Annotated in this window: 21 protein-coding genes; 6 read left to right on the plus strand and 15 right to left on the minus strand. The window is 57.3% G+C overall.

The annotated features are described in order from the left end of the window. Positions 1-30 precede the first annotated feature (30 nt). Entirely contained in the window at positions 31-2106 is a 2076-nt protein-coding gene (locus NNN71_RS01965; protein WP_271457740.1) for a YccS/YhfK family putative transporter, read from the plus strand. On the opposite strand, the gene argD is transcribed toward NNN71_RS01965, so the two are convergent. The 3 genes from argD to ppiA form a co-directional block, all read right to left on the minus strand. Continuing rightward, positions 2099-3316, minus strand: a complete 1218-nt coding sequence (gene argD / locus NNN71_RS01970) for a bifunctional acetylornithine/succinyldiaminopimelate transaminase (RefSeq protein WP_271457741.1) — start codon at positions 3314-3316, stop codon at positions 2099-2101. The genes NNN71_RS01965 and argD overlap by 8 nt on opposite strands. Before the next feature lie 84 nt (positions 3317-3400). Further along, positions 3401-3964 (minus strand): aminodeoxychorismate synthase component 2, encoded by a 564-nt coding sequence (gene pabA, locus NNN71_RS01975; RefSeq protein ID WP_271457753.1) that lies wholly within the window; start codon positions 3962-3964, stop codon positions 3401-3403. Positions 3965-4060: 96 nt separating this feature from the next. Beyond that, a complete protein-coding gene (ppiA, locus tag NNN71_RS01980) occupies positions 4061-4633 on the minus strand; it encodes a peptidylprolyl isomerase A (RefSeq protein ID WP_163446674.1) in 573 nt (190 codons plus the stop codon). 278 nt (positions 4634-4911) lie between these two features. Between ppiA and tsgA the strand changes: the two genes are divergently transcribed. The 4 genes from tsgA (at position 4912) to cysG (ending at position 10742) form a co-directional block, all read left to right on the plus strand. After that, positions 4912-6093 carry an MFS transporter TsgA gene (tsgA, locus tag NNN71_RS01985; RefSeq protein ID WP_223803761.1) on the plus strand — a complete coding sequence of 394 codons (1182 nt, stop codon included), beginning with the start codon at positions 4912-4914 and terminating at the stop codon, positions 6091-6093. Positions 6094-6353: 260 nt separating this feature from the next. After that, the gene (gene nirB / locus NNN71_RS01990; RefSeq protein WP_167574914.1) at positions 6354-8897 is read left to right on the plus strand and encodes a nitrite reductase large subunit NirB; all 2544 of its coding nucleotides are present in this window, start codon (positions 6354-6356) and stop codon (positions 8895-8897) included. Continuing rightward, positions 8894-9220, plus strand: coding sequence for a nitrite reductase small subunit NirD (nirD, locus tag NNN71_RS01995; protein WP_163446680.1), 327 nt, complete (start codon positions 8894-8896; stop codon positions 9218-9220). The genes nirB and nirD overlap by 4 nt, the downstream gene beginning before the upstream one ends. A 148-nt stretch (positions 9221-9368) precedes the next feature. Next, a complete protein-coding gene (gene cysG, locus NNN71_RS02000) occupies positions 9369-10742 on the plus strand; it encodes a siroheme synthase CysG (protein WP_271457742.1) in 1374 nt (457 codons plus the stop codon). A gap of 78 nt (positions 10743-10820) precedes the next feature. On the opposite strand, the gene trpS is transcribed toward cysG, so the two are convergent. The 12 genes from trpS to NNN71_RS02060 all read right to left on the minus strand — a co-directional run bounded on the left by trpS (position 10821) and on the right by NNN71_RS02060 (position 20834). After that, positions 10821-11825, minus strand: coding sequence for a tryptophan--tRNA ligase (trpS, locus tag NNN71_RS02005; RefSeq protein ID WP_163446684.1), 1005 nt, complete (start codon positions 11823-11825; stop codon positions 10821-10823). Further along, positions 11818-12579, minus strand: coding sequence for a phosphoglycolate phosphatase (gene gph, locus NNN71_RS02010; RefSeq protein ID WP_271457743.1), 762 nt, complete (start codon positions 12577-12579; stop codon positions 11818-11820). The genes trpS and gph overlap by 8 nt, the downstream gene beginning before the upstream one ends. After that, positions 12572-13249 (minus strand): ribulose-phosphate 3-epimerase, encoded by a 678-nt coding sequence (gene rpe, locus NNN71_RS02015; RefSeq protein ID WP_163446688.1) that lies wholly within the window; start codon positions 13247-13249, stop codon positions 12572-12574. The genes gph and rpe overlap by 8 nt, the downstream gene beginning before the upstream one ends. 33 nt (positions 13250-13282) lie before the next feature. Then, on the minus strand, positions 13283-14116 hold the full coding sequence (gene dam, locus NNN71_RS02020) for an adenine-specific DNA-methyltransferase (protein ID WP_163446690.1): 834 nt from the start codon (positions 14114-14116) through the stop codon (positions 13283-13285). 117 nt (positions 14117-14233) lie between these two features. Further along, on the minus strand, positions 14234-15508 hold the full coding sequence (damX, locus tag NNN71_RS02025; RefSeq protein ID WP_271457744.1) for a cell division protein DamX: 1275 nt from the start codon (positions 15506-15508) through the stop codon (positions 14234-14236). An 84-nt stretch (positions 15509-15592) separates the two neighbouring features. Then, entirely contained in the window at positions 15593-16687 is a 1095-nt protein-coding gene (aroB, locus tag NNN71_RS02030; RefSeq protein ID WP_163446694.1) for a 3-dehydroquinate synthase, read from the minus strand. A 58-nt stretch (positions 16688-16745) separates the two neighbouring features. Next, the gene (gene aroK, locus NNN71_RS02035; RefSeq protein WP_035892101.1) at positions 16746-17267 is read right to left on the minus strand and encodes a shikimate kinase AroK; all 522 of its coding nucleotides are present in this window, start codon (positions 17265-17267) and stop codon (positions 16746-16748) included. A gap of 280 nt (positions 17268-17547) precedes the next feature. Then, on the minus strand, positions 17548-18768 hold the full coding sequence (gene hofQ / locus NNN71_RS02040) for a DNA uptake porin HofQ (protein ID WP_271457754.1): 1221 nt from the start codon (positions 18766-18768) through the stop codon (positions 17548-17550). Then, entirely contained in the window at positions 18656-19096 is a 441-nt protein-coding gene (locus tag NNN71_RS02045) for a HofP DNA utilization family protein (protein ID WP_223803757.1), read from the minus strand. Before NNN71_RS02045 ends, hofQ begins: the two co-directional genes overlap by 113 nt. Beyond that, entirely contained in the window at positions 19086-19550 is a 465-nt protein-coding gene (locus tag NNN71_RS02050; protein ID WP_271457745.1) for a HofO family protein, read from the minus strand. The genes NNN71_RS02045 and NNN71_RS02050 overlap by 11 nt, the downstream gene beginning before the upstream one ends. Further along, positions 19537-20073 (minus strand): PilN domain-containing protein, encoded by a 537-nt coding sequence (locus NNN71_RS02055; protein ID WP_271457746.1) that lies wholly within the window; start codon positions 20071-20073, stop codon positions 19537-19539. Before NNN71_RS02055 ends, NNN71_RS02050 begins: the two co-directional genes overlap by 14 nt. Then, positions 20073-20834, minus strand: coding sequence for a pilus assembly protein (locus NNN71_RS02060; protein ID WP_271457747.1), 762 nt, complete (start codon positions 20832-20834; stop codon positions 20073-20075). Before NNN71_RS02060 ends, NNN71_RS02055 begins: the two co-directional genes overlap by 1 nt. A 119-nt stretch (positions 20835-20953) precedes the next feature. On the opposite strand from NNN71_RS02060, the gene mrcA reads away from it, so the two are divergent. Continuing rightward, complete coding sequence (gene mrcA, locus NNN71_RS02065; protein WP_271457748.1) at positions 20954-23506, plus strand: peptidoglycan glycosyltransferase/peptidoglycan DD-transpeptidase MrcA; 2553 nt, start codon at positions 20954-20956, stop codon at positions 23504-23506. The last annotated feature ends 29 nt before the right edge of the window (positions 23507-23535 follow it).

The following is a 23535-nucleotide window of genomic DNA, read 5'->3' on the forward strand; positions in this document are numbered from 1 at the left end:
CATGCAGTACGCCGTTTTTGTTTTCCCCCTATGTGGCGCAGGCTGATTTACCACCCGGAAGTCAACTATGCACTGCGGCAAACGCTGGTGCTGTGTCTGCCCGTTGCCATTGGTCTACTGCTCGGCCACCTCCAGCAGGGGTTGCTGTTCTCGCTGGTGCCCGCCTGCTGCAACATTGCCGGGCTTGATACCCCGCATAAGCGTTTCTTCAAGCGTCTGATCATCGGCGGCTGCCTGTTCGCCGGATGTAGTCTCGCCGTTCAGTTGCTGCTGGCGCGTGATGTGCCTTTGCCACTGATTCTGACCGGGCTAGCGCTGCTGCTTGGCGTCACGGCAGAGATCAGCGCGCTACACGGACGACTGCTGCCCGCCTCGCTAATTGCCTCCATTTTTACCCTCAGCCTGGCAGGGAATATGCCCATCTGGCAGCCATTATTGATCTACGCGCTGGGGACATTATGGTACGGGCTATTCAACTGGTGGTGGTTCTGGATGTGGCGCGAGCAGCCGCTACGCGAGTCGCTCAGCCTGCTTTACCGTCAGCTTGCCGACTACTGCGAAGCCAAATACAGCTTGCTCACCCAGCATACCGATCCCACCACCGCGCTGCCGCCGCTGCTGACTCGCCAGCAAAAGGTGGTGGATCTGATTTCCCAGTGCTACCAACAGCTGCACATGCTGGCGGCGAACCAGCACAATGACTACAAGCGGCTGCTGCGCGCTTTCCAGGTTGGGCTGGATTTGCAGGAGCATATCTCCGTCAGCCTGCACCAGCCGGAAGAGGTGCAGAAGCTGGTTGAACGCAGCCATGCGGAAGCGGTGATCCGCTGGAATGCCCGGACGGTAGCCGCACGCCTGCGCGTGCTGGCGGACGATATTCTCTATCACCGCTACCCTACCCGCTTCAACATGGATAAACAGATTGGCGCGCTGGAGAAAATTGCCGACCAGCACCCGGATAACCCGGTGGGTCAGTTCTGTGCCTGGCACTTCAGCCGCATTGCCCGCGTGCTACGCTCCCAGCGCCCGCTGTACCCGCGTAACCTGATGGCCGACAAAGAACGCCGTCTGCCGCTGTTCCCGGCGCTCAAAAGCTATCTGTCATTGAAGTCTCCGGCCCTGCGTAACGCCGCGCGTCTCAGCGTGATGCTGAGCATCGCCAGCCTGATGGGCGCGGCGCTGCATCTGCCGAAACCGTACTGGATCCTGATGACGGTGCTGCTGGTCACGCAAAACGGTTACGGCGCGACCCGGGTGCGAATTTTCCACCGAGCAGCGGGTACCCTTGCCGGGCTGGTGATCGCCGCCGTGGCCCTGCACTTCCACACGCCGCAGGGCTGGGCGCTAACGGGCATGCTGATAGTGACGTTAGTGAGCTACCTGATTATTCGTCGCAGCTACGGTTGGGCGACCGTCGGCTTTACCATCACCGCGGTATACACCCTGCAAATCCTGACGCTTAATGGCGAAGAGTTTATTGTCGCCCGCTTTATCGACACCATCATTGGCTGCCTGATCGCCTTTGGCGGCATGATTTGGCTATGGCCGCAGTGGCAGAGCGGCCAGTTGCGCCAGAACGCCCAGGCGGCGCTGGAGGCCGATCAGGACGCTATCCGCCTGATCCTCAGCCCCGACCCACAGGCACCGAAGCTGGCCTACCAGCGCATGCGCGTCAACCAGGCACACAACACGCTGTACAACACGCTGAACCAGGCGATGCAGGAGCCGGGCTTTAATTCACGTTATCTTGAAGATATGAAACTGTGGGTGACCCACAGCCAGTTTATCGTCGAGCACATCAATGCCATGACGACGCTGGCGCGCGAGCACAATATGTTGACGCCTGATTTGGCGCAGCAGTACCTGGAGTCGTGTGAGATTGCTCTACAACGCTGTCAGCAGCGTCTGGAATACGATGAAGCGGGGAGCAGCGGCGAGGTCAACATTATGGAAGCGCCGGATTCACTGTCCCACGGGCCGTTAAGCACCATGGAACAGCATCTCCAGCGAATTCTGGGGCACCTGAACACCATGCACACTATTTCGTCGGTGGCCTGGCGCCAGCGCCCACGGCACGGCGGCTGGTTAAAGCGGCAAACTAGCTAACAATTTTCGCGACGGCCTGGGCAAAGCGCTGCATGCCTTCGTCGATATCCACCTCTTCCACCACCAACGAGGGGGCAAAGCGCATCACGTCCGGGCCGGCATTCAATACCATCACACCGACATCCGCTGCCGCATACAAGAAGTCGCGCGCGCGGCCTTTGTACTTCGCGTTCAACTCGGCGCCAATCAGCAGCCCCATCCCGCGCACATCGCTGAAGACATCGTATTTCGCGTTAATCTGTTGCAGATGCTGAACAAAGCGCTCGCGCTTAGCACTGACGCCGTTAAGCACTTCCGGCGTGTTGATAATATCGAAGGCCGCACCGGCGACCGCACAGGCCAGCGGGTTACCACCGTAGGTAGAGCCGTGCGAACCGACGTGGAAAGCGCTGGCAATATCGTTGGTTGTCAGCATGGCGCTCACCGGGAAGCCGCCGCCCAGCGCTTTAGCGCTGGTCAGAATGTCCGGCGTCACGCCGTAGTGCATGTAAGCAAACAGCGAACCGGTACGCCCCATGCCGCTCTGCACTTCATCAAAGACCAGCAGCGCCTGATGCTTGTCACACAGGTCGCGCAACCCTTTGAGGAATTCAGGTGTCGCCGCCTGCACGCCGCCTTCGCCCTGAATCGGCTCCACCACCACCGCGCAGGTGTGGTCATCCATCACCGCTTCCACCGCGTGCAGATCGTTAAACGGCACGTGAACAATATCGGCAGGTTTAGGGCCGAAACCGTCGGAGTACTTCGGCTGACCGCCGACGGAGACGGTAAACAGCGAACGCCCGTGGAAGGCGTTATGGAAGGCGATAATTTTGGTTTTGTACGGACTATGGCGGGTTGAAGCGTAGTAACGCGCCAGTTTAAAGGCGGTCTCGTTGGCTTCAGTGCCGGAGTTCATGAACACCACGCGCTCGGCGAATGTGGCGTCAACCAGCTTCTGGCCCAGACGCAGCGCCGGTTCGTTGGTAAACACGTTGCTGGTGTGCCACAGGGTTTCGCCCTGGGTTTTCAGCGCCTCAACCAGCGCCGGATGACAGTGGCCCAGCGCCGTCACCGCGATACCGCCAGCAAAATCAACGTACTCTTTGCCTTGCTGATCCCAGACGCGACTGCCTTTTCCCTTCACCGGAATAAACTCCGCCGGTGCATAGATTGGCAAAATGACCTGATCGAAGGTCGCGCGGGTGATCGCAGGTTGTTTGTTTACCATGTCATGCCCTTCTTCAAACGATGCAGCAATGAGTGTGAAAATCTATCCACAAAATATGCATAAAAAATCACATCATAGCAACTACTATCGCTGGAGAAAGTTGGCCAGTAGCTGGTGCCCTTGTTCGCTAAGAATGCTTTCCGGGTGGAACTGAACGCCTTCCAGATCCCACTCGCGATGACGAATGCCCATGATTTCCCCGCTTTCACTGCGGGCGGTGACCTCAAAGCAGTCGGCCAGCGTATCGGGATCAACCAGCAAAGAGTGATAGCGGGTCACGGTCAGCGGGTTATTCAAACCACGAAAAACGCCCTGCTGCTGATGGGTAATTGGCGACGTTTTGCCGTGCATGACCTGCTGTGCGCGAACGATATGCGCGCCAAACGCCTGCGCGATGGCCTGATGACCTAAGCAAACACCGAGGATAGGAAGGATGCCCGCGTAGTGGCGGATGACATCAAGAGAGATACCGGCATCGTCCGGCGTGCAGGGGCCGGGTGAGATCACGATTTTTTCAGGCGCCAGTTGCTCGATGTCATCAAGGGTGATGTCATCGTTACGTCTGACCACTACGCTGGCCCCCAGTTCGCAAAAATACTGGTAGAGGTTCCAGGTAAAGGAATCGTAATTATCAATCAGCAGGATCATGGCGGCTCCGGTCATTTATCTGCCGCCATTCTACCGAGTGTGGAGTGCTTTAGCGATACGGGCGGCAGCCTCATGCCTGACGCCGCCCGGCCTGACTTACGGCAGCACCTTCGCCGACAGGATCACAATCGGTTTGGTCGGCACATTCTGGTACGGCCCAACGTTGTGGCTCGGCACTTGGGAGATTTTATCTGCCACGTCCATGCCCTTCACCACTTTACCGAATACCGCGTAACCAAAATCACGCTGGCCGTGGTCAAGGAAGGCATTGTCAGCCACGTTAATGAAGAACTGGCTGGTTGCGCTATCTTTATCCGCAGTACGCGCCATCGCGATGGTGCCACGGGTGTTACGCAGGCCGTTGTCGGCTTCGTTTTTGATCGGCGCGTTAGGCTGCTTCTGCTGCATCTGCTCGTTAAAGCCGCCGCCCTGAACCATAAAGCCCGGGATCACGCGGTGGAAGGTGGTGTTGTTGTAGAAACCGCTATTAACGTAGTTCAGGAAGTTTTCAACGGAAACCGGCGCTTTCTGGCTATCCAGCTGCAGCTCGATATTGCCTGCGGAGGTGGTCAGCAGCACGTGCGGATTCGTAGTGGCTGCAAAAGCCGCAGGAGCCATCGCCGAGAGAGCAAAAACAGCCGCCACGGCCGCCAGAGTTGATTTGAGCATGAGAATTCCTTTAACAGGTGCAGTAGAGAAAGCGAGTGGCTTGATTCTAAAGAGGGATAGCCCCTCAGGCCAGTGCTTTACCAAAGTTTACGCGGATGTAACGCTCATAATGAGCAGGGTAAGAATTCACGAGCTTGATTTTGTGATCTAGATCACAATGAAAAGTGTAATACGCCAACGTTTGCGTAATAAAACTATGAATACATCACCTCAGTGACTAAAATCTGCCCGCTCAGCGCAGTGTCAACGCGCTTTACACAACTATTCACAGGCCAGTCATGACTAACAGCAATCGTATCAAGCTCACATGGATCAGCTTCTTCTCCTACGCCCTTACCGGTGCGTTGGTGATCGTCACCGGGATGGTGATGGGAAACATCGCCGATTACTTCAATCTGCCCGTTTCCAGCATGAGTAACACCTTTACCTTCCTGAACGCTGGGATCCTGATCTCGATTTTCCTCAACGCCTGGTTGATGGAAATCGTTCCGCTGAAAACGCAGCTGCGTTTTGGCTTTATCCTGATGGTGCTGGCGGTCATTGGTCTGATGACCAGCCATAGCCTGGCGCTGTTCTCCGCCGCCATGTTCGTACTGGGGCTGGTCAGCGGGATCACCATGTCGATTGGTACCTTCCTCATCACCCACATGTATGAAGGGCGTCAGCGCGGCGCGCGTCTGCTGTTTACCGACTCCTTCTTCAGCATGGCGGGGATGATCTTCCCAATGCTCGCCGCCTGGCTGCTGGCCCGTACCATTGAGTGGTACTGGGTATACGCCTGCATTGGCCTGATCTACGTGGCCATCTTCGTGCTGACCCTCGGCTGCGACTTCCCGGTTCTGGGTAAAAAAGCGCAGAACAACGACCAGCCGATCGTGAAAGAGAAGTGGGGCATTGGTGTGCTGTTCCTGTCCATCGCCGCGCTGTGCTACATCCTCGGCCAGTTGGGCTTTATCTCTTGGGTACCGGAATACGCCAAAGGCCTGGGCATGAGCCTGAACGATGCCGGCAAACTGGTCAGCGACTTCTGGATGTCTTACATGTTTGGTATGTGGGCCTTCAGCTTTATCCTGCGTTTCTTCGATCTGCAGCGCATCCTGACCGTGCTGGCCGGTATTGCCACCGTGATGATGTACCTGTTCAACCACGGCGAACCGCAGCACCTGGCATGGTTTATCCTGACTCTGGGCTTCTTCTCCAGCGCTATCTATACCTCAATTATTACGCTGGGCTCCCTGCAGACCAAAATCGCCTCACCAAAACTGGTTAACTTTGTGCTGACCTGCGGCACCATCGGCACCATGCTGACCTTCGTGGTTACCGGGCCTATCGTTGCCCATAGCGGCCCGCTGGCGGCGTTGACGACCGCAAACGGTCTGTACGCCGTGGTGTTCGTCATGTGTCTAATCCTCGGCTTTGTGAGCCGTCATCGCCAGCACGCGGCGTCAGCCTCTCACTAATCCGCTTCGCCCCTTTTCACCATGAAAAGGGGCGCTTCTTGTCCTCGTTTTCCGCGCCTGCCAAATCGCCGTTTATTTACCCTTTCCGCACAAAAAACAAACAGCAAATAAAGTTGAGTATTTTCCGCAACTTACAAAAACACTTAAAAATCATCACCCTACTCATTAAGGGGTAGGCAAAGGCTAAATTGATTTGAATCAATAATCCCACTAGCTGAATCGTTAAGGTAGGCAGTATTAGAATAGAAATCGAGGCAAAAATGAGCAAAGTCAGACTCGCAATTATCGGTAATGGCATGGTCGGCCACCGCTTTATCGAGGATCTTCTCGATAAATCCGACGCCAGCCAGTTTGATATTACCGTCTTCTGTGAAGAACCCCGCATCGCCTACGACCGCGTACACCTCTCTTCCTACTTCTCACACCACACGGCGGAAGAGCTGTCGCTGGTGCGCGAAGGCTTCTATGAGAAGCACGGCGTGAAGGTGCTGGTCGGCGAGCGCGCCATCACCATCAACCGTAAAGAGAAGGTGATCCATTCCAGCGCGGGTCGTACCGTTTTTTACGACAAACTGATTATGGCAACCGGCTCCTACCCGTGGATCCCGCCTATCAAAGGGTCTGAAACTCAGGATTGCTTCGTTTACCGTACGATTGAAGATCTGAACGCCATTGAATCCTGCGCGCGCCGTAGCAAACGCGGCGCGGTAGTGGGCGGCGGCCTGCTTGGCCTCGAAGCGGCTGGCGCGCTGAAAAACCTCGGCGTCGAAACCCACGTGATCGAATTCGCACCCATGCTGATGGCCGAACAGCTCGACCAGATGGGCGGCGAGCAGCTGAAGCGCAAAATCGAAAGCATGGGCGTGAAGGTTCACACCAGCAAAAACACCAAAGAGATCGTTCAGGAAGGCGAAAACGCGCGTAAAACCATGCGTTTCGCCGACGGCAGCCAGCTGGAAGTCGACTTTATCGTTTTCTCCACCGGTATTCGCCCGCGTGACAAACTGGCTACCCAGTGCGGTCTGGAAGTCGCCCAGCGCGGCGGGATCATGATTAACGACCGCTGCCAGACCTCCGACCCGGATATCTACGCTATCGGCGAATGCGCCAGCTGGAAAAACCGCGTCTACGGTCTGGTTGCGCCGGGCTACAAAATGGCTCAGGTTGCCGTTGACCACATCCTCGGCAGCGAAAACAGCTTCCAGGGCGCGGATATGAGCGCCAAGCTGAAGCTGCTGGGCGTTGACGTGGGCGGCATTGGCGATGCGCATGGCCGTACGCCGGGCGCACGCAGCTACGTCTACCTCGATGAAAGCAAAGAGGTCTACAAACGCCTGATCGTCAGCCAGGACAACAAAACGCTGCTCGGCGCGGTTCTGGTGGGCGACACCAGCGACTTTGGCAACCTGCTGCAGCTGGCGCTGAACGCGATTGAGCTGCCGGAAAACCCGGACGCGCTGATTCTGCCCGCGCATGCCAGCGGCGGTAAGCCGTCTATCGGCGTGGATAAACTGCCGGACAGCGCGCAAATCTGCTCCTGCTTTGACGTGACCAAAGGCGACCTGGTCGCCGCCATCAACAAAGGCTGCCATACCGTCGCGGCGCTGAAAGCCGAAACCAAAGCCGGTACCGGCTGCGGCGGCTGTATCCCGCTGGTCACCCAGGTGCTCAACGCCGAGCTGGCGAAACAGGGCATCGAAGTGAACAACAACCTCTGTGAACACTTCGCGTTTACCCGTCAGGAGCTGTATCACCTGATTCGTGTAGAAGGCATCAAAACCTTCGACGAACTGCTGGCGAAATACGGCAAAGGCTACGGTTGTGAAGTGTGTAAACCAACCGTCGGTTCCCTGCTGGCCTCCTGCTGGAATGAATACATCCTGAAGCCGCAGCATACGCCGCTGCAGGACACCAACGACAACTTCCTCGCCAATATCCAGAAAGACGGCACCTATTCCGTTATTCCGCGCTCTGCGGGCGGTGAAATCACCCCGGAAGGTCTGGTAGCTGTGGGCCGTATCGCGCGTGAATTCAACCTGTACACCAAAATCACCGGTTCCCAGCGTATCGGCCTGTTCGGCGCGCAGAAAGACGACCTGCCGGAAATCTGGCGTCAGCTCATTGAAGCCGGCTTCGAAACTGGTCACGCCTATGCCAAAGCGCTGCGTATGGCGAAAACCTGCGTAGGCAGCACCTGGTGCCGTTACGGCGTCGGCGACAGCGTCGGCTTCGGCGTTGAGCTGGAAAACCGCTACAAGGGCATCCGTACGCCGCACAAGATGAAGTTTGGCGTCTCCGGCTGTACCCGCGAGTGTGCGGAAGCGCAGGGCAAAGACGTTGGCATTATCGCGACAGAAAAAGGCTGGAACCTGTACGTCTGCGGCAACGGCGGCATGAAACCGCGCCACGCGGATCTGCTGGCGGCGGACCTCGATCGCGACACGCTGATCAAGTACCTCGACCGCTTTATGATGTTCTACATCCGCACCGCCGATAAGCTGACGCGTACCGCGCCGTGGCTGGATAACATGGAAGGCGGTATCGACTACCTGCGTTCCGTGATCATCGACGACAAGCTGGGCCTGAACGAGCATCTGGAAGAAGAGATCGCTCGCCTGCGCGACGCGTTTGCCTGTGAATGGACCGAAACGGTCAACGACCCGGCCGCTCAGGTTCGTTTCAAACACTTTATCAACAGCGAGCAGCGTGACCCGAACGTGCAGGTGGTTCCTGAACGTGCCCAGCACCGCCCGGCCACGCCGTACGAACGCATTCCGGTAACTCTGGTGGAGGAAAACGCATGAGCCAGTGGGTAAATATCTGCAAGATTGACGCGATTGTGCCAGCCACCGGCGTCTGCGCCCTGCTGGGCGACCAGCAGGTGGCGGTGTTCCGCCCCTACGCCGATAATCAGGTGTTCGCCATCAGCAACATCGACCCTTTCTTCGAGTCGAGCGTGCTGTCCCGCGGCCTGATTGCCGAACACCAGGGCGAACTGTGGGTCGCCAGCCCGCTGAAAAAGCAGCGCTTCCGCCTGCGTGACGGCCTGTGCATGGAAGACGAAAGCCATTCCGTCGCCCATTACGACGTGCGCGTCAAAGACGGTCTGGTACAGCTAAAGGCCTGATCGTTTTCGGCATAAGTAATAGCAAAAACTTATGACCTTAACGGGGTAACAGCAGGAAAAATCGTGTATTCCATACGATGTCTGCTGTTATCCTTACCCGCATTATTCATTCCCCGCATTTCTATTGTTAATTCCGTGAGGTTGCCCCGTGGATCACTTACCCATCTTTTGCCAACTGCGCGATCGCGACTGTTTGCTGGTCGGCGGCGGCGATGTTGCCGAGCGCAAGGCGCGTCTGCTGCTGGACGCGGGCGCGCGCCTGACGGTAAACGCGCGGGATTACGTTCCGCAGTTCCACGTCTGGGCAGATGCGGGGATGCTGACGCTCGTCGAGGGCGACTTCCAGCCAGCGCTGCTTGATCCTTGCTGGCTCGCGATCGCCGCCACTGACGACGACGCGGTAAACCAGCAGGTGAGCGACGAAGCGGAAGTACGCCGTATTTTCTGTAACGTGGTCGATGCCCCGAAAGCCGCAAGCTTTATCATGCCATCGATTATTGACCGCTCGCCGCTGATGGTCGCCGTCTCCTCCGGCGGCACTTCCCCGGTGCTGGCGCGTCTGCTGCGCGAAAAGCTCGAGGCGATGCTACCTCAACATCTGGGCCAGGTGGCGCACTATGCCGGCCAGCTGCGCGCGCGGGTGAAAAAGCAGTTTGCCACAATGGGTGAACGCCGCCGTTTCTGGGAAAAACTCTTTGTGAACGATCGTCTGGCGCAGTCGCTGGCGAACCAGGATCAGAAGGCAGTAGAAGACGAAACCGAACAGTTACTGAATACCCCGCTGGACCATCGGGGTGAAGTGGTCCTAGTCGGTGCCGGGCCGGGGGACGCCGGATTGCTGACGCTTAAGGGGCTACAGCAGATCCAACAGGCGGACGTGGTCGTGTATGACCGTCTGGTTTCCGACGATATTATGAATCTGGTGCGTCGCGATGCCAATCGCGTATTTGTCGGCAAACGCGCAGGCTATCACTGCGTGCCGCAGGACGAGATCAACCAAATCCTGCTGCGTGAAGCGCAACAAGGCAAACGCGTGGTACGTCTGAAAGGCGGCGATCCGTTTATCTTTGGTCGTGGCGGTGAGGAGCTGGAAACCCTGTGCCAGGCGGGTATTCCGTTCTCAGTCGTACCGGGAATTACCGCGGCGTCCGGCTGCTCGGCCTACTCTGGCATTCCTCTCACCCACCGCGACTACGCCCAGAGCGTACGTCTGGTCACCGGCCACCTGAAAACCGGCGGCGAGCTGGACTGGGAAAATCTGGCGGCAGAGAAACAAACGCTGGTGTTTTATATGGGGCTGAATCAGGCCACTACCATCCAGCAGAAGCTCATTGAACACGGCATGCAGGCCGATATGCCGGTCGCTATTGTGGAGAACGGTACGGCAGTTAACCAGCGTGTCGTCGACGGTCAGCTGACACAGCTCGGCGAGCTGGCGCAGCAGATGGCTAGCCCGGCGCTGATTATCGTTGGCCGAGTGGTGGCCTTACGTGAACAGCTAAACTGGTTCTCAAATCACTAACACAAAAAAACCGGGATAATCCCGGTTTTTTTATTCTCTCGCCCGGCCAAACAACACAACGCCGGGTATGCCCTATGCTTACGGCTTGCTCACGAAACCAATCGCTTCGTACACCGCCTTCAGCGTCTCGGAAGCACGCGCGCTGGCCTTTTCCGCACCCTCTTTCATGATCTTCTGCAAGAAGGCCTCATCATTGCGGTAGCGGTTATAGCGCTCCTGCAGCTCGCTCAGCATCCCGGAAACCGCTTCGGCAACTTCCCCTTTCAGGTGGCCATACATCTTGCCTTCGAAGTGTTTCTCCAGCTCTGGGATGCTCTGACCGGTGACGCCAGACAGAATATCCAGCAGGTTAGACACGCCCGCTTTCTCTTTCAGGTCATAGCGAATTACCGGCGGCTCTTCGGAATCGGTCATCGCACGTTTGATCTTCTTAACCACCGATTTCGGGTCTTCCAGCAGGCCAATCACGTTGTTGCGGTTGTCATCGGACTTGGACATTTTCTTGGTCGGTTCAAGCAGTGACATCACGCGTGCGCCGGACTTCGGAATAAACGGCTCTGGGACTTTAAACACGTCGCCGTAGATAGCGTTGAAACGCTGGGCGATATCACGGCTCAGCTCAAGGTGCTGCTTCTGGTCTTCACCCACCGGCACCTGGTTGGTTTGATACAGCAGGATATCCGCCGCCATCAGCACCGGATAATCGAACAGACCGGCGTTGATGTTTTCCGCATAACGCGCGGATTTATCTTTGAACTGAGTCATACGGCTCAACTCACCGAAATAGGTGTAGCAGTTCAGCGCCCAGCCCAGCTGCGCGTGCTCCGGCACGTGAGACTGTACGAAGATGGTGCTTTTCTCCGGGTCGATACCACAGGCCAGATACAGCGCTAAGGTGTCGAGCGTGGCTTTACGCAGCGCCTGCGGATCCTGACGAACGGTAATCGCGTGCTGGTCAACGATGCAGTAGATGCAGTGATAGTCGTCTTGCATATTGACCCACTGACGCAGCGCACCCATGTAGTTACCGATAGTCAGTTCACCTGACGGCTGTGCGCCGCTAAATACGATGGGCTTAGTCATGTTCTGATTCCTGATTTTCACTGTTCGGAAGCCCAAGAGCGGGCAAAAGTTGGTTAAAGTGGTCGAAGACAACGTCCGGCTCGCTGAGCGCGATGGCTTCGCCATAGTTATAGCCGTAGGTCAGGCCGACGGAGGCGCAGCCCGCCGCTTTTGCGGCCTGAATATCGTTGCGTGAATCGCCAACACACAGCAGCGCTTGCGGCGTAATGGAGAGCTTCTCAGCGACTTTCAGCAGCGGCTCCGGATGCGGCTTCTTGTTTTGCACATCATCGCCGCCAATCACCACGGAGAAGTAGCTGTCGATGCCCAACGACGCCAGAATCGGCGCCACAAACGGCGTCGGCTTGTTGGTCACGACCGCCAGCGGCAGGCCGTTGGCGTGCAGCGCGGCCAACGTCTGCGCAACGTGCGGGAACAGGAAGCTGCCTTCTTCCGCAAATTCAGCATAATAGCGATCGAACAGGCGACGCAGCACGCGAAGCTGCTCATCCTGAGGAATATCGTGGCTATCGACGGACGGTTTGCCCTGCGCCGCACGCTGAGTCGCACGCTCCTGACGGGCCCAGTTCAGCGCTCGCTCCATCAGTACATCGGCACCGTTGCCAATCCAGGTGACCACGCGGTCTTCACCGGCGACCGGCAGTTCCAGCGCGTACAGCGCGCTATCCACCGCCGCCGTCAGCCCCGGCGCGCTATCGACTAACGTCCCATCGAGGTCAAACGCGACGCCGCGAATACTTTGCAATTTATCCATGACTTACCTTTGCCAGCTCACTGCGCATTTCATCAATGACTTTTTTGTAGTCAGGTTGGCCAAAAATCGCCGAACCGGCAACGAACATGTCCGCTCCCGCCGCCGCGATTTCACTAATGTTGTTCACTTTAACACCGCCGTCGACTTCAAGACGGATGTCATAGCCAGATTCATCAATACGGCGACGCACTTCACGCAGCTTCTCCAGCGTATGCGGAATAAAGGACTGGCCGCCGAAGCCCGGGTTCACCGACATCAGCAGAATAACGTCCAGCTTATCCATCACGTAGTCGAGATAGCTCAGCGGCGTGGCCGGGTTAAACACCAGCCCCGCCTTGCAGCCGTGCTCTTTAATCAGCTGCAGCGTGCGGTCAACGTGTTCGGAGGCTTCCGGGTGGAAGGTGATGATGCTGGCGCCTGCGGCGGCGAAGTCCGGAACCAGACGGTCCACCGGCTTCACCATCAGGTGTACATCGATAGGGGCGGTAATACCGTAGTCACGCAGCGCTTTCAGCACCATCGGCCCGATGGTCAGGTTCGGCACGTAATGGTTATCCATAACATCGAAATGAACCACATCCGCCCCGGCAGCCAGCGCACGCGCCGTGTCTTCTCCCAGGCGGGCAAAGTCGGCCGACAAAATTGAAGGGGCAATCAGGTACTGTTTCATCCGCATCTCCTCAGAGCCTATCCATTAGGGTCTTTAACGTTGTTTTTTATCCGGCAGGCGATACAGCGCCAGCAACTCGTCCACCTTTTTACGCGTGCCGCCGTTGCGGCTAATGCTGCGTCGAACCTTCACGACGTGCATCTGCGTTGCGTTTTTATACCATTCCAGCGTTAGCGGCGTACGGTGGTTTGAGATAAGCACCGGTATTCGCTTCGCCATCAGTTCTTCCGCTTTCTGCGCCAGAACTTCCTGCTGCTGCAGGCTAAAGCTATTAGTGTGGTAGGCCGTAAAATTCGCCGTCGCCGACAGCGGCGCGTACGGCGGATCGCAGTAAACCACAGCATTCTTCCCGGCGCGCTTCATACAGTCTTCATAAGACTCGCAGTAGAACTCGGCATTTTGCGCTTTTTCAGCAAAGTGGCGTAGCTCGGCTTCCGGGAAGTAAGGTTTCTTATAGCGCCCAAACGGGACGTTAAACTCACCGCGCAGATTGTAACGGCACAGGCCGTTGTAGCCGTGGCGGTTGAGGTACAAAAACAGCACCGCGCGACGGAACAAGTCGGTGCTGGCGTTAAACTCTTCGCGGTACTGATAGTAGCGCTCAGCGTTATTGCTCTCGGGCACAAACAGCATCCGCGCCTGCTCAACGTACTCATCGGCGCGCGTTTTAACAATTTTATAGAGCTCAATGAGGTCGCTGTTGATATCAGCCAGAATATAACGCGAAAAATCGGTATTCAGGAATACCGATCCAGCACCAACGAAGGGTTCAACCAGGCAATCACCTTTCGGCAGATGGCCTTGAATTTCATCGAGCAGTGGGTACTTCCCCCCTGCCCATTTCAAAAAAGCGCGATTTTTTTTCATGCGGCCTGACTACTTACACTCTCTCCGGCTGTGGAGAAAGCTCCGACAGCATCCTGCGCTTCTACGCCCCGCTCATACCCAATGGTACAAGCGGGGCGGTTGCTAACGAAACGGCGATTACTTCAGGTCAGATTGAACCTGATGCAGCGGTTTCGCCCACGGGTTTTTCGCCTGTACGTCGGCTGGCAGCGTGGTCACGGCGCGTTTGGCATCATCTTTCGATGCGTAGATGCCGCTGACTAGAACATACCACGGCTGGCCGTTACGAGAGGTTTCATACACCACGTAGTTTTTCAGGTTCTCTTTCTTCGCCCAACCGTTCAGGTTGTCGTAGTTAGAAGAGGAACTGAGCTGCAGAGTGTAGTGCGAGCCTGAAGCTGATTTCAACGAACCGACATCGCCTGCGGACTTACCGGTTGCCGCTGCTGGGGCTGCCGTCGCGGCGGCGGTAGCAGCAGGAGCAGTGGTGCTGGCCGCTGGTTTCGCCGTTTCGGCTGCCGGCGCTTTAGTTGGCGCTGCGGCCGTCACGGTTTGCTTCGGCGCGGTCGTAACCGGCTTCGCTTCAGCAGGTTTGCTCTGCGCAGTCGTCGTCTGCGTTTTCGCAGGGGCAACAGGCTGAGGCTTGGCTTCGATGACCGTGTGCTTACGTTCCGGACGCGGAGCAGTCGCAGTCTGGCGCGGGGTTTCCGGCGCCGTTACCGCCGGACGCGCGCCGTTACGGATAGGTGCGACGGTCGCGGGTTCAGTCGGCAGCGTGGAATTGACCACGGCATTATCAATCTGGCCCTGCTGCTGAGTCAGCGCATTATTCAGATCGCCCTGCACTTCTACGCGCTGCTGTCCGTCCGGCGCAGCGGTTTGCTGGCCCTGGGTCGGCGTAGAGGAAATTGGCGGCAGCGAAACGTCCTGCTGCGGGTTCGCTTCCGGCGCAGGCTGGCTCTGGGTGACATTGGCCTGATCGACGTTATCGCCGCCAGACAGAGAAATACTCTTCTCACCAGAGGCGCTCTGATCGTTTGAAGACGGCGCTTTTAATGCCGAACCGATGCCGACGATCAGCACCAGCAGCACGACGACGCCCAGCCCCATCATGATGTATTGACGGGAAGCCGGCTTACGCGGTGCGACATTTTTACGTTTACGCGGGCGGCGCTCTACGACTTCTTCTGCATCACCCTCGTCGGCTTCGTCAGATTCCTCGTATTCGTCTTCCGGTTCAACTTCTTCACGTGCTTTGCGACTACGGGACGGACGACGCTCATCCGCATCGAGATCCACATCATCAAAGTTGATCTGTGGCTCGTTGTCACGATCGGAAGATTGACGAGAGCGACCAGTGCGACGATCGCTGGGATCGGGTTTCAGCTCGTCTTCTGGTTTAAATTCATCCATTTAACACCCCACTAAAAGGCTTATGCCACGACAATTGCACATCACCTGAAGTTAAAACACCGCGCGAACGCGGCTAGACCTTTCTTATAGTTGCGCCTGCTGAGTATCAGCAATAGCGCCAAGAACCACATCGTGGGATACGCCACCGCGTACCTCACTTTTCCCGATAGCCAACGGCAGCACTAAGCGCATTTCGCCAGCCAGGACTTTTTTATCTCGCAGCATATGTGGCAGATAGGCTTGCGCCGTCATCTCCTGCGGACCGGCGACCGGCAGACCCGCTCGCTTGAGCAGCGCGATGATACGCTGAGTATCCTGAGCGTCAAATTGGCCCAGTCGCTCAGCGGCATGAGCCGCCATCACCATACCCGCCGCCACGGCCTCGCCGTGCAGCCAGTTGCCATAGCCCATTTCGGCTTCAATGGCATGGCCAAACGTATGCCCAAGATTGAGTAAAGCACGTAACCCGGTTTCGCGCTCGTCGGCAGCGACAACATCGGCTTTCAGCTCACAACAACGGCGAATACAGTACGCCATTGCTTTTTCATCCAGCGCCATCAGCGCATCAATGTTATTTTCCAGCCAATCAAAGAACGGGGCATCCAGAATGATGCCGTACTTAATGACTTCAGCGAGGCCGGAAGAAAGTTCACGTTTCGGCAATGTTTTCAGGCAATTCAGGTCAACCACCACAGAGGCCGGCTGCCAGAATGCGCCAATCATGTTTTTGCCGAGAGGATGGTTGACCGCGGTTTTGCCGCCAACCGAAGAGTCCACCTGCGAAAGCAGAGTGGTAGGCACCTGGATAAAGCGCACGCCGCGCTGATAGCTCGCTGCCGCAAAACCGGTTAAGTCGCCAATCACACCGCCGCCCAGGGCGACAAGAGTGGTATCACGACCGTGTGGTTTTTGCAGAAGCGCGGTGAAGACGGTATCCATCACAGCCAGGCTTTTATACTGTTCGCCGTCCGGCAGAATGACGCTATCAACCTTCACGCCAGCCTGCTCGAGCACGGTTCGAACCTGGTCCAGATAAAGCGGTGCCAGCGTTTCGTTGGTGACCAGCATAACCTGATCGCCAGACTTGAGCGGTAAGAAGGAAGCTGGATCGTTAAACAAACCAGCCGCGATGGTAATCGGGTAACTACGTTCCCCGAGAGTTACTGTAAGCCTCTCCATAACGCGACGTCCACCTTAGTGACTTATATTCGCTGGCGTTCTACTTTTCTGGCCAGTATTAGTTGCTTTCCAGCATATGAATAATCTGGTTGGCGACAACTTTTGCGCTTTGATCGTCAGTGCGAATGGTGACGTCGGCAATCTCTTCGTACAGCGGATTACGTTCGTCAGCCAGCGCCTCGAGTACTTCACGCGGCGGCGTTTCGACCTGCAGCAGCGGGCGTTTTTTGTCACGCTGAGTGCGCGCTAGCTGTTTTTCAATGGTCGTTTCCAGGTAGACGACGACACCACGAGCGGAGAGACGATTGCGCGTTTCACGTGATTTTACAGAGCCACCGCCTGTCGCCAGAACAATACCCTGCTTTTCCGTTAACTCATTGATGATTTTTTCTTCGCGGTCACGGAAACCTTCTTCGCCTTCGACATCAAAGACCCAGCCCACGTCAGCGCCTGTTCGTTTCTCAATCTCTTGATCAGAATCGTAAAATTCCATATTGAGCTGTTGAGCCAGCTGGCGCCCAATAGTGCTTTTGCCGGCACCCATGGGCCCAACCAGAAAGATATTGCGTTTCTCTGCCATTTTTTTGGTACTACTAAGACTATTCGTTAATGATAAATCCGCGCCGCAGAACATCGCGCGTCGCTGGACATGAACTGAAACCTCTTATGCAATAGAGCGAGAGTCAGACTGAAAATTATCTCAATACTCCGGCTGGTTTGGCAACAGATTAAATCAGCAGACTACAGGAGAAGGAGCGGTGCGTACTGACACTCAAATCGGTACTCCTTGTATGCTAAATCTGGCCCCACGTCAAACTCGGGACACGCCTTCCCGCTGAAATTCGCCTGATTCTTCTCTGCTATTGCGCAGAAATAATACGTGGCGTGATAAACACCACCAGTTCACGTCGTTCATTATCCTTACCGTCACGGCGAAAAAGATGGCCCAACAACGGGATATCCCCAAGAAAAGGCACGCTGTCGCTGGCGTTTTTATTCTTTTGGGAAAAAATACCGCCTAGCGCCAGCGTCTCACCGCTTTTTACTTCCACCTGCGTTTCAATCTCCTGCTTATCAATCGCCAGGACTTCGCCATCCGCCTGTTGTAGGACCTGGCCCGGCATGTTTTCGCTGATGTGCAGCTTCAGCCGCACGCGACCGTTCTGTAACACCGTTGGCGTCACCTCCATGCCCAGTACCGCCTCTTTAAATTCCACTGACGTCGCGCCGCTTTCCCCACTCGACACCTGATACGGAATTTCGCTCCCCTGCTTGATGCTGGCAGGCTGGAGGTGCGAGGCGAGCAGGCGCGGGCTGGCGATAATATCCACCTTCTGTTTCTGCTCCAACGCAGAAAGCTCCAGCTCAAGCAGACGACCATTAATGCGGCCAATGTTGAACCCCGCGCGCGTGGTGGCGTCAGCCACCGAAAGATTGCTGCTTAGCGTGGTGATTTTACCTGCGCCAACGGTGCCTTCCGCATCGGCAAGACTCCACTTCACTCCCAGCTCACGCAGGCTGGTTTCATTAATGGTGACAATATGCGCCGCCAGCTCAACCTGACCGACGGGGATATCCATCTCTTTCGCCCACGCGCTGAACGCCGGCAGATGTTCACTATCGTCACGGACAATCAGGCGGTTGGTGCGTGTGTCGACGGTCAGCGTCCCACGCGCACTCAGGAGTTTGCCTCCGGACTTTGCCAGCTCAGCGGCATCGGCATAGTGCAACACGATGCTACTGTGGCTCAGCGGCAGCGTTTGCTGACGCCGCGTTTGTTCCGCCTGCGCTCGTGCCTGCTTCTCTTCACGCCAGCGCTGCGAATAAACGTAGATCACGCTTCCTTCCTGGTTCATCACCAGCCCGCTGCTGGTGATGACCGTCTGTAACGCCTGCTTCCACGGCAGATTACGTAACTGAAGCGAGAGCGTGCCCTGCACGTCAGGAGCTATCACCAGGTTTTTCTGTTCAAGGTCGGCCAGGCTTTGCAGCACCTGTGCCACCGGCACGTCGTCCACCACCAGCGTGACGTTTTTCGCCGGGCTCAGCAGCGGCAGAAGCAGCAGTATCAGCAGACTTATCCTTTTCATGATGGCTCGTTCCTTCTCTTTTCCATTGCCAGCGCTGCGGCTCGCAGCCCGTTCCAACGTCTACCGTCAGCTCATCCGGCGTGATTTCCGTTACACGCCACCCGGTCTTCAGTAGGGTGTCGTTTTCCAGACGTTGCCATGTCTCATCATCGCGCTGGACGATGCCCATCGTTCGTCCCCCCGCTTCAATCGTTCCACCAAAGCGCCAGAGATTGAGCTGCGCGCTGTGGCATGGATCGTCGACCGGTGCGAAAGGGTCACGCAGACCGCATAGCAGCGGAAGCGCAAGTAGAATGCCCAGTGGGATGTTAAGGTTCATGGTCATGCACCAGTCGAACGGTAAAGCGCAGCGTGCCGTTTTCCCCAGCCAGAGCAAACGCCGCCACCTGCATATCGCGCTCCGCCAGCAGTGAAAAGGTGTCAGCAACCAGCGGCCAGGGCGTATCGAGCACCAGCTCCCCTCCCTTGTCTGAAGGCTGCCAGCTCACCAGTCTGGCCCCGGCCCGCTGGAACGCCGCCGGAGAGAACGCGACGGAGGGAGGGACGGGCGACTCCACGCCTGCCTGCTGCCGAGGCAGAGACATCAGCCGATGCCAGCCCGCCACATACAGCGCATGCTGCCGCTGACGGGCTTCCTTTTCCTTCTCGAGCGTCAGGCTGATCTGCGTCATCCTGTAAAAACACAGTCCGATGCCCACCAACACTGCCATTATCCCGGCGATACGCAGCGCGTTCAGCATTGAGACCGCTCGCCAGCCATCAGGGAGTCGCATGCGCTATCTCCTCATTAAGCTGATAGCGCACCAGCCAGCGCCCGGTACTATCACGCTGAATTTTTCCCGGCTTCGCGGGCTGAAAACCGGGCACGGTCTCCAGGCGATGTTCAAGCTCCGTAAGGGCAGGAAAACGCGTCAGCGTTGCCGAGAGCGACAGCGTGCGGTCGCGATAATCCAGTTCATTCAGCCACGCCTGCGCGGGTATGCCCTCTGCCAACGTCGTGAGGCGAGCGGACCACGCCTGTGTTGCTTGTCGGCGAGCGTGCTTTTGTGCGTTTAGCGCCTGCTGCTTTGCCCGCTCAGCTTGCGCACGTTCGCGCAACGCCAGCTGCTGAGCTATCTGCCGCTCCGCAGCAATATGCATAGCATTCACCGTCCGCGCGGCTTGCCCGTTTAACCAGCAGAACAGCACCACAGCCGCGCCACACAGCCAGCATGCCACCACGCCCGCCCCCCAGCGACGAAGCTGCCGATAAAATCGTATCCGTCGCCACGGTAGAAAATTAACGGCCTGGTTCATCACATCACCGCCCCCATCGCCAGCCCGATCGCCACCGCAAACGCGTCGCCGCCGGCAGGCAACGGCGGCTGCTTTTGCGTGACGGCACTCCAGGGGTCAAAGTAAGGGTATTGCGTTTCCTCAGCCGTGCAGCACACCAGGCGAGGCGTGGTCATCTCGAGGTGTTCGCCCAGCATGGCGGCTTCATGCAGCGCACAGCTTCCCCACCGCTCCCCGCAGGCCCACAGCCACTGCCCGTCGCTGCGCCAGAGCAGCACGGTATCCGCTTCCGTTTGCAGCGGCATAAAAGATCGCAGCGCACAGGCATCCGGCGTAATCGCCGTTACCTGAAGACGCAGGCGGCGCGCCAGATGCTGTAATCGCGCGACGTCACGCTGCTGCGCGGCGGTGACGTTCCAGCATCCCTGCGGCTCCGCCAGATGGTAATCAAAGCACAGCGCCTGCGCGGGCATCTCCAGTTGCTGAGACATCGCGCTGGCAATCCACTGGTTTTGCTCATTTTCTCGCAATGCGATCGCCGCACGAGGCAGGCTTTTTTGTAACGTTCTATTGGCAGGAAACGCGATACTTACAGCATGCCGCCAGGGAAGTTCACGGCGCCATGCCGATAGGGCGGCGAACAGCGCATCGTCATCGGAGGAAGCCAGCGGCAGTTGCCACCAGCGGCGCAACGACCAGCCCTGACGGGCGCGCTGGAGAGCAACGATAAAAATATTATCTTGCTGAATATGCAGACCCATTTGCCAACAGTTGAAAGCCATTTCACGATTATCCTTACGTCACCGCAGGGTGACGGCTATATCAATGAATCAGGCTTGCCTTTATACTACCGCGCGTTTGTTTATAAACTGCCCAAATGACACTCAATGGGAAATCTCCGGTGAAGTTCGTAAAGTATTTATTCATCCTTGCAGTCTGTTGCATTCTGCTGGGAGCAGGCTCGATTTATGGCCTCTACAAATATATTGAGCCGCAGCTGCCAGACGTCGCTACGCTCAGAGACGTGCGCCTGCAGGTGCCCATGCAGGTCTATAGCGCAGACGGCGAGCTCATCGCACAGTACGGCGAAAAACGCCGTATTCCGATGACCCTTAGCCAGATCCCGCCGCAGATGGTGAAGGCGTTCATTGCCACCGAAGATAGCCGCTTCTACGAGCACCACGGGATTGACCCGATTGGTATCTTCCGTGCGGCCAGCGTCGCGCTGGTGAACGGCCACGCCTCTCAGGGGGCCAGTACCATTACTCAGCAGCTGGCGCGTAACTTCTTCCTTAGCCCTGAAAAGACGCTGATGCGTAAAATTAAGGAAGCGTTCCTGGCTATTCGCATCGAGCAGTTGCTGAGCAAAGATGAAATTCTCGAGCTGTATCTGAACAAGATCTACCTCGGCTACCGCGCCTACGGCGTGGGGGCGGCGGCGCAGGTTTACTTCGGTAAGCCAGCCGACCAGTTGAGCCTCAGTGAAATGGCGGTGATTGCCGGTCTGCCGAAAGCGCCGTCTACCTTTAACCCGCTTTACTCGCTGGACCGCGCCACCGCGCGTCGCAACGTGGTGCTGTCGCGTATGCTGAGTGAAGGCTATATCACCCAGGCGCAGTACGATCAGGCGCGCAGCGAAACTATTGACGCCAACTATCACGCGCCGGAAATCGCCTTCTCCGCGCCGTATCTCACTGAGATGGTGCGTCAGGATATGGTGAAACAATACGGCGAACAGGCCTATGAAGACGGCTACCGTGTTTACACCACCATCACGCGCAAAAATCAGCAGGCGGCCCAACAGGCGCTGCGTAATAACGTGATGGATTACGATATGCGCCACGGCTACCGCGGCCCGGCCAACGTGCTGTGGAAAGCGGGTGAAACGCCCTGGGACAGTAAGAAAATTCGTGCCTCGCTGCGTCCGCTGCCGTCTTACGGCCCGCTGTTGCCCGCCGTGGTGACAGCCGCGAATCCGCAGGAAGCGACGGTGGAACTGGCCGACGGTACTTCGGTGTCGATAGGCATGGAAGGCATGCGCTGGGCGCGTCCTTATCGTTCCGACACCGCGCAGGGCCCAACCCCGCGTAAGGTGACGGACGTGGTACAGGCTGGGCAGCAGATTTGGGTACGCCAGAACGGCGACAGCTGGTGGCTGGCACAGGTACCGGACGTCAATTCCGCGCTGGTGTCGATTAACCCGAAAAATGGCGCCATCATCGCGCTGGTGGGCGGCTTCGACTTCAACCAGAGCAAGTTCAACCGTGCGACTCAGGCGCTGCGTCAGGTTGGTTCCAACATCAAGCCCTTCCTCTACACCGCCGCGATGGATAAAGGCTTAACGCTGGCCAGTATGCTCAACGACGTGCCTATCTCCCGTTGGGATGCCGGCGCCGGTTCTGACTGGCAGCCGAAAAACTCCCCGGCAGAATACGCGGGCCCTATTCGCCTGCGTCAGGGGCTGGGGCAGTCGAAGAACGTAGTGATGGTGCGCGCGATGCGAGCAATGGGCGTGGATTATGCGGCAGAATATCTGCAGCGTTTTGGCTTCCCGGCGGAAAACATCGTGCATACCGAATCGCTGGCCTTAGGTTCCGCCTCGTTCACGCCGCTACAGGTCGCGCGTGGCTACGCGGTGATGGCGAACGGCGGCTTCCTGGTTGACCCTTATTACATCAGCAAAATTGAAAATGACCAGGGCGGCGTGCTGTTTGAAGCGAAGCCGAAAATTGCCTGTGCCGAGTGCAACCTGCCGGTAATCTACGGTGATACGCCGAAGTCGAACGTGCTGGAGAATCAGGACGTGGAAGACGTCGCCATCTCACAGACCCCGCAAAACGCCACCGTTCCAATGCCGGAACTGGAGCAGGCAAACCAGCAGTTGGTGGCTCAGAGCGGCGGCCAGGAGTACGCGCCGCACGTGATTAACACCCCGCTGGCATTCCTGATTAAGAGCGCGCTGAATACCAACATCTTCGGCGAGCCGGGCTGGCAGGGTACCGGCTGGCGCGCAGGCCGCGACCTGGGTCGTCACGATATCGGCGGTAAGACCGGGACCACCAACAGTTCGAAAGATGCCTGGTTCTCCGGCTACGGGCCGGATGTGGTCACCTCAGTGTGGATTGGCTTTGACGATCATCGTCGCGATCTGGGGCGCACAACCGCCTCTGGCGCGATCAAAGATCAGATTTCCGGTTACGAAGGCGGCGCGAAGAGCGCGCAGCCAGCCTGGGATGCGTTTATGAAACAGGTGCTGGCGGGCGTGCCGGAACAGCCGCTGACGCCGCCGCCGGGCGTGGTGACGGTCAACATCGACCGCAGCACCGGGCAGCTTGCCAACGGTGGCAGCAGCCGCCAGGAGTACTTCATTGACGGAACGCAGCCGACACAACAGGCGGTTCACGAGGTGGGGACTGAAGTGATTGATAACGGGGAAACCCACGAGTTGTTCTGATGTCGTGGCGGAATTTTCGCTGTCCATCA

This window comes from Kluyvera sp. Awk 3 (genome assembly GCF_028069715.1).
Classification (GTDB): domain Bacteria; phylum Pseudomonadota; class Gammaproteobacteria; order Enterobacterales; family Enterobacteriaceae; genus Kluyvera; species Kluyvera georgiana_A.